Raw genomic sequence first — 13,746 nt, forward strand, 5'->3', positions numbered from 1 at the left:
CCTTAACACCTGTGGCGAGGGGTACGACCACGGTCCACTGGGGACCGTCAGCCGGACACCGCCTCCAGAGCCGCCACCGCCGCGCCCCGCGCACCGGCCATGTCCAGATCGGGCACCAGCGCGAAGGTGGCCGCCGCCTGCTGCTCGCGGCGCAGCTGGGTGTGCTCCCGCACGGTGTTGAGGAACCACTGCCGGAAGTGCGGTGCCGCCTCCACCACTCCCCCGCCGAGGAAGTACGCGGCCGGGTCGGTGAAGTTCGCCGCGATCGTGAAGAGCTTGCCGATGGCCCGGGCCTGCTGGCCGAAGACCGCGAGGGCGAGCGGGTCCTCCTTCTCGCCGTACCCGCGCAGCAGCTTCGCCGCCCGGCCGATCGGCTCGGCCGCCAGCGGGTGCTCCGGGAACCTGGTCAGCCAGTACGGGAGCAGGTTCTTGGTGATGCCGGTGAGCGAGGCGATGCTCTCCACGTCGCCCTCGAAGCCGCAGTTGCAGACCGGTACGTCCTGCCCCTCCTCCAGCACGCCGTGCAACGGGATCTGCACGTGGCCCAGCTCGCCGGCCATGCCCGCCGCACCGCTGATCACCTTGCCCGCCTCGACCACCCCGCCGCCGAGGCCGGTGCCGACGATCGCGGCGACCGAGGACCGGTTCATCGCGTCCGCGCCGAAGTGCCGGTGGTGGGCGTACAGGGCCGCCGCGTTGGCGTCGTTGTGGTAGATCACCGGCAGGCCGATGCGCGCCTCGAGGGCACCGCGGATGTCGAAGCCGTGCCAGGAGACCTGGGAGAAGTTCGTCGATCCCTTGGACGAGATGACCCCGTCGGCGCTGGCCGGGCCGGGGGTGTCCAGCCCGACGGCGCGCACCAGGCTCAGCGGCGTGCTGGTCATCGTCAGGATGCCGGTGAGGGCCTCGGCGAGCGACTCGACGGCCGACTCGGGACCGTCCTGGACCCGGCTCGGATTCTCCACCAGCCGGTCGACGAGGAACTGCCCCGTCGCGTCCAGCACGGTGGCGTTGTTGCAGGTTCCGCCGTTGTCGAGCCCGACCACGACCCAGGAGGCAGGGGTACGCACCGCATCGATCTGATCCACAACTGCGAGCGTACGTTTCCGCGGGCCCGGAAGCGACGGGTGCACCCGGATTGCGGGTCGGGAGCGCCTGGTTGCGGGGCCGACGGCCCGGTCCGTACGGGCCGAAGAGCCCGGCATGCAGACGACGATGCCCCAGCCGACCCGCCGCGCCGTTCTCGGTGGCGCCGCGGCCGTGGCCGCGACCGCCGTCGGGGGCCTCGCGCTCGACGCGGCGCTGGCCGTGCCCGCCGCCGCCGCGCCGGCCGCCGCGATCGACCTCGTCTCCGCCGACCCGATCGCGCACCTGCTGCGCCGGGCCACCTTCGGGCCGACCCCGGCCGCGCTGGCCGAGGCGGCGAAGCTGGGCGTCGCCGGCTGGCTCGACCGCCAGCTCGACCCGGCCGGGATCGCCGACGGCGAGCTGGACGCGCTGCTCGGCCGGCTGCCGCTGGCCGGCGCCGGGATCGCCACCGTACGCGCCAAGCTCCCGCTGCACTCCTACGAGGCGTTCGGCCAGCTCGGCCGCGCCACGGTGGCCCGGGCCATCTGGAGCAACCGGCAGCTGTTCGAGACGACCGCCGCGTTCTGGGCCAACCACCTGCACGTCGCCGCGCCCTCCGGCGGGGTCTGGGACAGCCGGCCCGACTACGACGCCTCGGTCATCCGGAAGTTCACCTTCGGCCGGTTCGCCGACATGCTCAAGGCGTCCGCGCGGCACCCCTCGATGCTGACGTACCTGGACAACCGCACGTCGACGAAGAAGCAGCCGAACGAGAACTACGCGCGCGAACTGATGGAGCTGCACACCGTCGGGATGATCTACAGCGAGGCGGACGTGAAGGCGGCGGCGCGGCTGCTGAGCGGCATGACCGTGGGCTCGGACGGGCTGTACGCGTACAGCGCCGCCAAGCACGCCACCGGCGCGGTCAGCATCCTCGGCTTCAGCCACGCCAACGCCACCGCGGAGGGCGGGGAGGCGGCGGCCCTGGCGTTCCTCGACCACCTGGCGACCCACCCCGCGACCGCCGAGCGGATCGCCACCAAGCTGTGCGTGCGCTTCGTCGCCGACGAGGCGCCGGCCACGCTGGTGGCCCGGCTCGCCAAGATCTACCTGGACAACGGTACGGCCGTCGCCCCCGTCCTGAAGGCGCTCTTCACCTCCCCGGAGTTCGCCGCCGCGGTGGGCCGCAAGGTGCGCACGCCGTTCGAGGACCTCGCCGCCACCGTCCGCGCGCTCGGGCTGGGCCCGGAGGCCGCCGGCGTGGCCGGCCTCGACGCCCTCTACAACGCGCTGGTCAACGCCGGCAACGCCCCGTTCCGCTGGGCCCCGCCGAACGGCTTCCCGGACGTCGCCGCCGCCTGGGCCTCGCCGTCGGCCTTCCTGCTGCGCTGCAATCTGCACCTCAACCTGGCCACCGGCTGGTACCCCAAGCAGCTCACCCGCCCCGCGGATCTGCTCAAGGCGCTCGTGCCCGTCCTGCCCCCCACGTACGGCGGCCTGATCGACGCGCTCGCGGTGCGGCTGACCGGCACCCGGCTCCCGGCCGACCATGTCGCGGCCGTGCTCAGTGTCGCGGGCAAGCTGCCGACCAGTCCTTTGACCGCGAAGGACACGTCGGTGAGCGGCAACCTGCCGTACCTGATCGCCCTCGTCCTCGACTCGCCGACCTTCCAGCTGAGGTGACCATGACCACGACCGCGTGCGGCTGCGACGAGATCAAGACCCTGACCCGCCGGGGCGTGCTGGGCCGCGGCCTCGCCGCCGGTGCCGCCGGCGCCCTGGCCGGCCTGGCCGGCGAGGGTCTGTCCACCCAGCTGGCCTTCGCGGCGGGCACCTACACCGGCGACACGCTGGTGGTGCTGTCGCTGCGCGGCGGCTTCGACGGGCTGTCCGCGATCGCGCCGATCGGCGACGCCGACTACTACCGGGCCCGCCCGTCGATCGCCCTGCCGAAGAGCCAGGCCATCGGCGGCAACGCGATGTTCGGCCTGCACCCGGCGCTGGCGCCGCTGCTGCCGCTGTGGAAGAACGGCAGTCTGGCCGCGGTGCACGCGGTCGGCCAGCCGAACCCCACCCGCTCGCACTTCGCCGCGATGGAGGAGATGGAACGGGCCGCGGCCGGCACGTCGGTGCGCAGCGGCTGGCTCGACCGGATGCTCGGCGTCTCCGGCGCGACCGGCCCGCTCGCCGGCGTCTCGCTCGGCAGCGCCATGCCCGCCCGGCTGCTGGCGGGCCCCGCGGCCGACATCTCGATGCCGGCCATCGACGGCTTCACGGTCGCCGGCGAGAGCGCGAAACGCCCGATGGCCGCCGCCCTGCGCCGGATGTACCAGTCGGCCCCGGACCAGCTCGCGGCCCCGGCGCTGGCCGCGCACTCCGCCCTGACCGCCACGGCCTCGGTGCGGGCCACGCCCTACACGCCGGCGAACGGCGCGGTCTACCCGAAGACGCCGCTCGGCACCGCGCTGCGCGACGTGGCCCGGCTGGTGAAGGCCAGGGCCGGGCTGGTCGCGGCGGCCGTCGACTCCGGCGACTGGGACATGCACGAGGGCCTCGGCACCGCCGTGAAGGGCCAGCGGATGTACGACAACCTGGCCGCGACGGCGAACGCCCTGGCCGCCTTCGCCGCCGACCTCGGCCCCGACGGCATGGCCTCGGTCACCGTGGTGACGGTCAGCGAGTTCGGCCGCCGCGTCGCCGAGAACGCCTCCAAGGGCGTCGATCACGGCCACGGCAACGCCATGCTGCTGCTGGGCGGCGGCGTCCGCGGCGGCACCGTGTACGCCAACTGGCCGGGCCTGGCCCCGGGTGCCCTGATCGACGGCGACCTGGCGGCGACGACCGACTACCGTGCGGTGATCGGCGAGATCCTGCAGAAGCGCTGCGGCTTCGGCTCCCTCACCGACGTCTTCCCCGGCGTGACCCCGGCCTCCTTCGGCCTCGCGGCGGCCCGCTGACCGCTCGCCGCCGACGTGGCCTCCCCGCGGCCCGCTGACCTCAGGCTTCGCCCAGGGAGGGCGGTATGATCGACCTCGATGTCGAGAAGAGGGCCGCTGCGGCCGGCCGATCCACGCAGGCTCGGCGGCTACCGCCTCGAGAGCCGCCTCGGCCAGGGCGGCATGGGCACCGTGTATCTCGGGCGGGACGCGACCGGGCGCCCGGTGGCCGTCAAGGTCATCAAGCCCGAGTACGCGTACGAGAGACAGTTCCGCGAACGGTTCCGCAGTGAGGTCAACCGGGCGCGGCAGGTGCCGCCGTTCTGCACCGCCGAGGTGCTGGACGCGGACGCCGACCACGAGACGCCGTACCTGGTGGTCGAGTACGTCGACGGGCCCAGCCTCGCCGAGGTGGTCGCCGATCAGGGGCCGCTGAGCCGCGGGAGCCTGTACAGCGTCGCGGTGGGGGTGGCGACCGCGCTCGCGGCGATCCACGGCGCCGGGGTGATCCACCGGGACCTGAAACCGGGCAACGTGCTGTTCGCGCTGGGCAGCCCGAAGGTCATCGACTTCGGGATCGCGCGGGCGTTCGAGGCCACCAGCCATCACACCGGCACCGATCAGATGGTCGGGACGGTCGCGTACATGGCGCCGGAGCGGTTCGACGCGGACGCGGCCCGCAGCGTCGGACCAGCCGCTGACGTGTTCGCGTGGGGTGTCGTCGTGACGTACGCCGGGACCGGCCGGACCCCGTTCGCCGCCGACTCGCCGGCCGCGACGGCCGCCGCCATCCTCACCCAGCGGCCGCGGCTGGACGGGTTGCCGGCGCCGCTGCGCGATCTCGTCGCGATGACCCTGGAGAAGGATCCGGCGCGCCGGCCCACCGCCGCCGAGTTGCTCGACATGCTGCTGGCCGCGGACACCCAGGAGGCGCCGGCCACCGGGGATCTCGCCGACCGGCCGGAGCTGCGGCGGGCGGCGCGGGCGGTGCAGCTCTCCGGCCCCACCCGGACCGGGGTGGGTTCCCGGCGGTGGCGGCGCACGGCACCGGTTCTGGCGGCCTCGGCGGTCGCCGTCCTCGCCGCCGGCCTGCTGGCCCTCAGCCCGGCACCGGACCTGCTGTTCGGCACCGACGAGCCGGAGAGCGCCGTGCCGACGAGGGCAGCGCCGGCGGCCGCCCCCTCGTCCGCGGCCGCCCGGTCGGCGCCGCCCGGCCGCCCGGTGGGTAAGCGCTCCGCGTGGGCCTCCGCCTCCGCCTCCGCCGCCGCGGCCGGCGAGGACGGCCCGATCACGATCTCCGCGGCCCCCAGCCGGAAGCCGGTGGGTCTCTGCCGCAGCGAGGACGTCAGCATCACGGTCACGGCGCAGAGCGAGAACCCGACGGCGCTCGGCGCCCAGCGGGGCCTGGTCTCGCTCGTCAACGAGTCGGGCAGCTCCTGCCGGGTCGACGGGCGGGTCCGCATCCGCCTCTACAACTCCGCCGACGAGGCGGTGCCGGTGCCGGTCCGCAACGTCGACGAGCCGGGCCCGGCCGTCGAGATGGTGCTGCGGCCGAACGGCGGGGCGTTCCAGGGCATCAAGTGGCAGGCCTGCGACCGCGACGACGCCGACTGCCCGGCCGGCAACACGCTCCGGGGCAGCCTCGAGGCCTCGGGAGCCGGCGTGGTGGCGGAGCTGGAGGGCTTCCCCGCACCCGTGCAGAGCGCCATCACGATGGCCTCGCTGCAGCTGGGCACGCTCCAGCCGAGCCCTCAGGGCACCGTAGCGTGGTGACCGGCGCGTCGTGGGGCAATGCGAAGGGGGCGGCCGCAGCCGCCCCCTTCATCCCCTTTCACCCTCCGACCGGCCCCGCTTCACCAGGGCGGCACCGGCACGGACATCTCAGCGGGACGCGCCGGCGCGGCGCTTGGTCCACACGTCGAAGGCCACCGCGGCCAGCAGCACCGCGCCCTTGACCAGCATGACCTGCTCGCTCGGGGCGCCGATGAGGCTCATGCCGTTGTTGATGACACCCATGATCAGACCGCCGGTGATCGCGCCGACCACCTTGCCGACGCCACCCTGGACCGCCGCGCCGCCGATGAAGGCCGCCGCGATCGCGTCCAGCTCGAACGCGTTGCCCGCGGTCGGGTTGGCCTGGTTGAGCCGGCCCGCGAAGATGATGCCGGCGACGGCGGCGAGCACGCCCATGTTGACGAAGAGCCAGAAGACGACGCTCTTCACCTTGACGCCGGAGAGCGTCGCGGCCTGCAGGTTGCCGCCCACGGCGTAGATCTGCCGGCCGAAGACCGCCCGGTTGGTCAGCACCGAGTAGCCGATCACCAGCGCGGCCAGCAGCACCAGCACCCACGGCAGGTTGCGGAACCGGGCCAGCTGCACGATCACGAACATCAGGATCACCGCGGCGATGGCGATCTTCGCGATGAACAGCGACAGCGGCTCGACCGCCTGGAGGTAGTTCTGGCGGGCTTTGCGCGTACGCCACTGGGTGAGAACGATCGCCCCGACCGCGACCAGGCCGACCAGGATGCTGAACAGGTCGGCGCCGCCGAGCGCGCCCAGCCCGATGTTGCCGAGGTAGCCGTCGGTGAAGCCGTTGGCCAGGGTCCGCACCTCGTCCGGGAACGGGCCGATGCCGCGGTTGCCGAGGATCAGCAGCGTCACCGCGCGGAACAGCAGCATGCCCGCGAGCGTGACGATGAACGCCGGGATCCCGAAGTAGGCGATCCAGTAGCCCTGCCACGCGCCGATCAGGCCGCCGAAGATCAGCGTGATCAGCAGCGCGAGCGGCCAGGGCAGGCCCCAGTCGACCATCATGACGGCCGCGAACGCGCCGCTGGCCGCCACCACCGAGCCGACCGACAGGTCGATGTGCCCGGCGATGATGACCATGATCATGCCGATGGCCAGGATCAGGATGTAGGAGTTCTGCACCACGATGTTGCTGATGTTCTGCGGCGCCAGCATGTCGCCGCCGGTCAGCACCGTGAACAGCGCGACGATCAGCGCGAACGCGATGTAGATGCCGCTCTGCCGCAGGTTGAAGTTGAACCGCCGCGGCGAGTCGCCCGGCTGCGAGGCCGAGGGCGTGCCGAGCGCGAGGTCGGCGTTGGTGGGTGCCACGCTCGTCACCGCGCGACCTCCTGTCCGATGGTCATGAGGGTCATGAGGCCTTCCTGGGTGGCGTCGGCCCGGGACACCTCACCGGTGATGCGTCCCTCCGACAGCGTGTAGATGCGGTCGCAGAGGCCGAGGAGCTCGGGAAGCTCGCTGGAGATCACGAGCACGCCCTTACCGGCGTCGGCGAGGCGGTTGATGATCGTGTAGATCTCGTACTTGGCACCCACGTCGATGCCACGGGTGGGCTCGTCGAGGATCAGCACGTCCGGATCGGTGAAGATCCACTTGGACAGCACGACCTTCTGCTGGTTGCCGCCGGAGAGCTTGCCGGTGATGCTCGCGACGCTGGGCGCCTTGATGTTCATCGACTGCCGGTACTCGTCGGCGACCTTGAACTCCTCGTTGTCGTCGACCCAGCCGCCCTTGGCCAGCTTGCGCAGGCCCGCGGCGGACACGTTGCGCTTGATGTCCTCGATCAGGTTGAGGCCGTAGCGCTTGCGGTCCTCCGTCGCGTACGCGATGCCGTGGTCGATGGCCTCGCGCACCGAGCGCAGGTGGATCTCCTGGCCGTCCTTGAAGACCCGGCCCGAGATGTCGGTGCCGTACGACCGCCCGAAGACGCTCATCGCCAGCTCGGTGCGGCCGGCGCCCATCAGGCCGGCCAGCCCGACGATCTCGCCCCGGCGCACCGACAGGTTGGCGCCCTGCACGACGACGCGGCCGTGCTGGGTGGGGCTGTGCACCGTCCAGTCCTCGATGCGCAGCACCTCCTCGCCGATCTGCGGCTCGTGCGGCGGGAACCGGTGATCGAGGTCGCGCCCGACCATGCCGGAGATGATCCGGTCCTCGGTCACCTCGTCCTCGACGATGCTCAGCGTGCTGATGGTCCGGCCGTCGCGCAGGATCGTGACCCGGTCCGCGATGGCCATCACCTCGTTGAGCTTGTGCGAGATGATCACGCAGGTGATGCCCTCGTCCCGCAGCCCGCGGAGCAGGTCGAGCAGGTGCTCGGAGTCCTCGTCGTTGAGCGCCGCGGTGGGCTCGTCGAGGATGAGCAGCCGGACCCGCTTGGACACCGCCTTGGCGATCTCCACCAGCTGCTGCTTGCCGACGCCCAGGTCGAGCACCTGGGTGGTCGGGTTCTCCCGCAGGCCGACCCGCCGCAGCAGCTCGGCCGCCGCCGCGTTGGTCTTGTTCCAATCGATGAGCCCCCGGCTGGCCTGCTCGTTACCGAGGAAGATGTTCTCGGCGATCGACAGGTTCGGGGCGAGCGCCAGCTCCTGGTGGATGATGACGATGCCGCGGCTCTCACTGTCGCGGATGCCGGAGAACCGGCACGGCTCGCCGTCGAAGATGATCTCTCCGTCGTACGAGCCGTGCGGGTACACGCCCGACAGCACCTTCATCAGCGTGGACTTGCCGGCGCCGTTCTCCCCGCAGATCGCGTGGATCTCTCCGCGGCGCACGTCCAGGTTGACGTCCTGCAGGGCCTTGACGCCGGGGAACGTCTTGGTGATGCCCTGCATGTGAAGGATGGTGTCGGCGCCGGTCACTTCAGGTCGGCCTCGGTGTAGTAGCCGGAGTCGACGAGCTCCTTCTTGTAGTTGCTCTTGTCGACGATCACCGAGTCGAGCAGCATCGAGGGGACGACCTTGTTGCCGTTGTCGTAGTCCTTGGTGTTGTTCGTCTGCGGCGTCTGGCCCTTGAGGACGGCGTCGGCCATCTCGACGGTGGTCTTGGCCAGTGCCCGGGTGTCCTTGTAGATGGTGCTGTACTGCTCACCCTTGATGATCGACTTCACCGACGCCTGCTCGGCGTCCTGACCGGTGACGACCGGGAACGGCTGGCCGGCGGTGCCGTAACCGTTGCTCTTCAGCGCCGACAGGATGCCGATGGAGAGGCCGTCGTACGGCGAGAGCACGCCGTTGACCTTCGCGCCGCCCCGGTAGGTCGAGGTCAGCAGGTTCTCCATGCGGTCCTGGGCGACGGCGGGCTGCCAGCGCAGCGTGGCGACCTTGTTGAAGTCGGTCTGGCCGCTCTTGACGACCAGGGTGCCGTTGTCGATGTGCGGCTTGAGCACGCTCATCGCGCCGTTGAAGAAGAACGTGGCGTTGTTGTCGTCCGGCGAGCCGGCGAACAGCTCGATGTTCAGCGGGCCCTTCGCGGTGCCCTTCGAGCCGTCGGCGTTGAGCACCTTGAGCCCGGTGAGCAGCGACGTCGCCTGCTGCACGCCGACCTTGAAGTTGTCGAAGGTGGCGTAGTAGTCCACGTTCGGCGAGTTGCGGATCAGCCGGTCGTACGCGATGACCGGGATGTTGGCGGCCTTGGCGTTCTCCAGCTGGGTGGTGATCGCGGTGCCGTCGATCGAGGCGATGATCAGCAGCTTGGCGCCCTTGGTGATCTGGTTGTCGAGCTGCTGGGTCTGGGTCGGGATGTTGTCCTCGGCGTACTGGAGGTCGACCTTGTAGCCGAGCGCCTCGAGCTGCTTCTTGACGTTGTCGCCGTCGCTGATCCAGCGCTCGGACGACCGGGTCGGCATGGTCACACCGACGAGCGCGCCCTTGTTGTCCGCGGCGCCACCCTTCTGGTCGACCGTCTTCTCAGCGTTACCGCAGGCGGCCAGCGCCGCCGCGAGCGTCATGGCCGTGGCCACGGACGCAAGCCGGGTGAACTTCATCGTTTCTCCTTGGGATATGGCAGCGTGGACGCAGGGGACGACTTTCCCGCACGTCCGATCAGAAGTGAACAGGTACGGACATGTTCGTTAGCGGGGTGTTACCTTCTCGCCTACCTCGCGAACTGCCGGTAATACGCCTGGTTCCAGCGCACGCGGTCCGCGAAGTCGTGGGTGGTGGTGTTCTCGTCGATCACGAGCAGTTCGGTGTGCAGCATCTGGGCGAAGTCGCGCAGCGGCTCGACGCCCACGGCCTGGGTCAGCACCGTGTGGTGCGGGCCGCCGGCGGTCAGCCACGACTCGGCCGACGTCGACAGCGACGGGGCCGGCTTCCACACGGCCCGGGCGACCGGCAGCCGCGGCAGGGGCTCGTCCGGGGCGGTCACCTCGATCGCGTTGGCCACCAGCCGGAAGCGGTCCCCGAGGTCGGCCATGCCGATCACCACGCCGGGGCCGGCTGCCGCGTCGAAGACCAGGCGTACGGGATCCTCGCGGTTGCCGATGCCCAGCGGATGGATCTCGCAGGACGGCCGGTCCGCGGCGATGCTGGGGCAGACCTCGAGCATGTGCGCGCCCAGGATCTTCTGCTCGCCGGGCCCGAAATGGTACGTGTAGTCCTCCATGAACGAGGTGCCCGCGCCGGTGCCCGTACCCATCGCCTTCACGGCCGCGAGCAGCGCCGAGGTCTTCCAGTCGCCCTCGCCGCCGAAGCCGTAGCCGTCCGCCATCAGCCGCTGCACGGCCAGGCCGGGAAGCTGACGCAGCCCGCCGAGGTCCTCGAAGTTGGTGGTGAACGCGCCGAAGCCGCCGGCGGTGAGGAACTGCCGCAGCCCCGCCTCGATTCGGGCGGCGTAGCGCAGCGACGCGTGCCGGTCGCCGCCGCGGCCCAGCTCCGGCGCCAGCGTGTACGCGTCCGCGTACTCCGCCACCAGGGCGTCCACGGCCTTGTCCTCGACCGCGTCCACCACCTCGACCAGGTCGTTCACGCCGTACGTGTTGACCGAGACGCCGAATCGCAGCTCGGCCTCGACCTTGTCGCCCTCGGTGACCGCGACGTCGCGCATGTTGTCGCCGAAGCGCGCCAGCCGCAGGCCGCGCAGGTGCGCCACCCCGGCTGCCGCCCGCACCCAGCCGTCGATGCGCGCGACGACCGACGGGTCGGCGGCGTGCCCGGCGATGGTCTTGCGGGCCACCCCGAGGCGGGTCTGGATGTAGCCGAACTCCCGGTCGCCGTGCGCCGCCTGGTTCAGGTTCATGAAGTCCATGTCGATGGACGCCCACGGCAGCGTGCGGTTGAGCTGGGTGTGCAGGTGCAGCAGCGGCTTGCGCAGCGCGTCCAGCCCGGTGATCCACATCTTGGCCGGCGAGAACGTGTGCATCCAGGCGATCACGCCCAGGCAGGCCGGGTCGGCGTTGGCCTCGAGCATGACCGTACGGATGGCGGCGCTGTCGGTGAGCACGGGCTTGCCGACGATCTCGGCGTTGAGCCCGCCCGCGACCAGCAGCTGCTGGATCTCCTGCGACTGGGCGGCGACCTGATCGAGGGTCTCCGGCCCGTAGAGGTGCTGGCTTCCGGTCAGGAACCAGATCTCGGGCTTCACTTGGCGGGCTCCTGTCCGTAGACGTTCTGGTAGCGGGCGTAGAGCGAGTCGATGTCGGCCTGGGCGATCGGCACCGGCTCGCCGATCTGGCGCGAGATGTGCACGGTGCGCGCGACGTCCTCGCACATGACGGCGGCCTTCACGGCGGCACCGGCGTTCCGGCCGATGGTGAAGACGCCGTGGTTGCGCATGAGCACGGCCGGCGACCGGTGGCCCCGCAGCGTCGCGACGATGCCCCGGCCGATCGAGTCGTCGCCGATCAGCGCGAACGGCCCGACCGGGATCTCGCCGCCGAACTCGTCGGCGATCATCGTGAGCACGCAGGGGATCGCCTCGCCCCGGGCGGACCAGGCGGTCGCGTACGTCGAGTGGGTGTGCACCACGCCGCCGACCTCGGGCATGTGCTTGTAGACGTACGCGTGCGCCGCGGTGTCGCTGGACGGGCTCAGATCGCCCTCGACGAGGTTGCCCTCGAGGTCGGTGACCACCATGTTGTCCGGGGTGATGTCCTCGTACCGCACGCCGGACGGCTTGATGACCAGCAGGTCCTCGCCGGGCACCCGGGCCGACACGTTCCCGGCCGTCCAGACCACCAGCTCGTTGCGCGGCAGCTCGGCGTGCAGCCGCGCGACCTGCTCGCGCAGCTCCTTGATCAGGCTCGTGGCGCTCACCGGGCCGCCACCCGTCGCTGGATGGCCCGCAGCTTGCGCATGACCTTGTTCTCCCCGCGCCCGAAGTAGTCGTGCAGGCGGGTGTACTCCTCGAACAGCTCGTCGTAGACGGCGCTCGCCTCCGGGTCGGGGGTCCACACCGCCTCCCGCTTGCGGCCCATCACCGCGGCGGCGGCGCGCACGTCCGGATAGGCCCCGGCGGCCGCGGCGGCGTGGATGGCCGAGCCCAGGGCCGGGCCCTGGTCGGAGCCGATCACCGACAGCGGGCGCTTCAGCACGTCCGCGTAGATCTGCATGACCAGCGCGTTCTTCATGAGGCCGCCGGCGACGACGAACTCGCGTACGGGCACGCCGGCCCGGTCGAAGGTCTCGACGATGGTCCGGGTGCCGAAGGCCGTGGCCTCGACGACCGCGCGGTAGACGTCCTCCGGCCGGGTCGCCAGGGTCTCCCCCACCACCAGCCCGGACAGCTCGTGGTCGACCAGCACCGAGCGGTTGCCGCTGTGCCAGTCGAGCACCAGCAGGCCGTGCTCGCCCGGGCGCTGCGCCGCGGCGAGCTCGGTCAGCCGCTCGTGGGTGTAGGTCGGCGGCACGTAGTGGGCGAAGATGTCGCCGACGCCGCTCTGCCCCGCCTCGTAGCCCCACAGCCCGGCGACGATCCCGCCGTCGACGACCCCGCACATGCCGGGCACCACGGCCACCTCGTCGCCGTTCATGACGTGGCAGGTCGAGGTGCCCATGATGGCCACCATCTGTCCCGGCTCCAGCGCCTGGGCGGCGGCGGAGGTGACGTGCGCGTCGACGTTGCCGACCGCGACGGCGATGCCCTCGCGCAGCCCGGTCCACTCCGCGGCGCGGGCGCTCAGCGTGCCGGCGGCCTCGCCCAGCTGCCCGATCGGCTGGTCCAGCTTAGCGGCGACGAAGCCGGCGAAGGCCGGGTTGAGCTCGCCCAGGAACTCCGGCGACGGGTAGCGCCCGTCCTGCCGGATGCCCTTGTAGCCGGCCGTGCAGGCGTTGCGGACGTAGCTGCCGGTCAGCTGCCAGACGATCCAGTCGGCCGCCTCGACCCAGCGGTCCATGGCCGCGTAGACCTCGGCGTCCTCCTCCAGCACCTGGAGGCCCTTGGCGAACTCCCACTCGGAGGAGATCAGCCCGCCGTAGCGGGCCAGCCACGGCTCGGCACGCTTCGCGGCGAGCCGGTTGATCCGGTCGGCCTGCGGCTGGGCGGCGTGGTGCTTCCAGAGCTTCACGTACGCGTGCGGCCGGTCGGCGAACTGCGGCAGCTCGTTGAGCGGCGTGCCGTCGGCCGTGGTGGGCACCATCGTGCAGGCGGTGAAGTCGGTGCCGATGCCGATGACCTCGGCCGGGTCGATGCCGGCGGCGGCCACCGCGGCGGGCACGGCGTGCCGCAGCACCTCGACGTAGTCGGCGGGCACCTGGAGCGCCCAGTCGTGGCCCAGCCGGGTGCCGCCGGGCAGCGCCTCGGTGAGCACGGCGTGCGGGTACTCGTGCACGGCGGACCCGAGCTCGGCGCCGTCGGCGACCCGGACGACGACGGCGCGCCCGGAGAGCGTGCCGTAGTCGACCCCGATCACATAGGGGCCGGACGGTGCGTCGGACATGGTGAGGTACCTCCGCGGAGGGGAAACCGGCGTGTCACAGGCCACACACCGGGC

Annotated in this window: 10 protein-coding genes; 3 read left to right on the plus strand and 7 right to left on the minus strand. The window is 71.7% G+C overall.

The genetic code is table 11. The features are described 5' to 3' along the window. Positions 1-47: 47 nt before the first annotated feature. The gene (locus CLV70_RS03185; RefSeq protein ID WP_211303607.1) at positions 48-1,088 is read right to left on the minus strand and encodes an ROK family protein; all 1,041 of its coding nucleotides are present in this window, start codon (positions 1,086-1,088) and stop codon (positions 48-50) included. Positions 1,089-1,203: 115 nt separating this feature from the next. Between CLV70_RS03185 and CLV70_RS03190 the strand changes: the two genes are divergently transcribed. From CLV70_RS03190 to CLV70_RS03200, 3 genes are all read left to right on the plus strand, one after another. Beyond that, complete coding sequence (locus CLV70_RS03190; RefSeq protein ID WP_170148560.1) at positions 1,204-2,751, plus strand: DUF1800 domain-containing protein; 1,548 nt, start codon at positions 1,204-1,206, stop codon at positions 2,749-2,751. A gap of 2 nt (positions 2,752-2,753) precedes the next feature. After that, positions 2,754-4,025, plus strand: a complete 1,272-nt coding sequence (locus CLV70_RS03195; RefSeq protein ID WP_106124769.1) for a DUF1501 domain-containing protein — start codon at positions 2,754-2,756, stop codon at positions 4,023-4,025. 78 nt (positions 4,026-4,103) lie between these two features. Continuing rightward, complete coding sequence (locus tag CLV70_RS03200; protein WP_106124770.1) at positions 4,104-5,777, plus strand: protein kinase domain-containing protein; 1,674 nt, start codon at positions 4,104-4,106, stop codon at positions 5,775-5,777. Between the two features lie 108 nt (positions 5,778-5,885). On the opposite strand, the gene mmsB is transcribed toward CLV70_RS03200, so the two are convergent. The 6 genes from mmsB to araB all read right to left on the minus strand — a co-directional run bounded on the left by mmsB (position 5,886) and on the right by araB (position 13,692). Further along, positions 5,886-7,136 (minus strand): multiple monosaccharide ABC transporter permease, encoded by a 1,251-nt coding sequence (gene mmsB, locus CLV70_RS03205; protein WP_106124771.1) that lies wholly within the window; start codon positions 7,134-7,136, stop codon positions 5,886-5,888. Beyond that, on the minus strand, positions 7,133-8,650 hold the full coding sequence (gene mmsA, locus CLV70_RS03210; protein WP_106125023.1) for a multiple monosaccharide ABC transporter ATP-binding protein: 1,518 nt from the start codon (positions 8,648-8,650) through the stop codon (positions 7,133-7,135). Before mmsA ends, mmsB begins: the two co-directional genes overlap by 4 nt. A gap of 23 nt (positions 8,651-8,673) precedes the next feature. Continuing rightward, positions 8,674-9,801, minus strand: a complete 1,128-nt coding sequence (gene chvE, locus CLV70_RS03215) for a multiple monosaccharide ABC transporter substrate-binding protein (RefSeq protein WP_106124772.1) — start codon at positions 9,799-9,801, stop codon at positions 8,674-8,676. Between the two features lie 110 nt (positions 9,802-9,911). Then, complete coding sequence (gene araA, locus CLV70_RS03220) at positions 9,912-11,399, minus strand: L-arabinose isomerase (protein WP_106124773.1); 1,488 nt, start codon at positions 11,397-11,399, stop codon at positions 9,912-9,914. Continuing rightward, positions 11,396-12,070 (minus strand): L-ribulose-5-phosphate 4-epimerase, encoded by a 675-nt coding sequence (locus tag CLV70_RS03225; protein WP_211303608.1) that lies wholly within the window; start codon positions 12,068-12,070, stop codon positions 11,396-11,398. Before CLV70_RS03225 ends, araA begins: the two co-directional genes overlap by 4 nt. Then, positions 12,067-13,692: a ribulokinase gene (gene araB / locus CLV70_RS03230; protein WP_106124774.1), complete on the minus strand. Its 1,626-nt coding sequence runs from the start codon at positions 13,690-13,692 to the stop codon at positions 12,067-12,069. The genes CLV70_RS03225 and araB overlap by 4 nt, the downstream gene beginning before the upstream one ends. Positions 13,693-13,746 lie beyond the last annotated feature (54 nt).

Origin of the sequence: Pseudosporangium ferrugineum (assembly GCF_003002065.1) — a bacterium.
Classification (GTDB): Bacteria; Actinomycetota; Actinomycetes; order Mycobacteriales; family Micromonosporaceae; genus Actinoplanes; species Actinoplanes ferrugineus_A.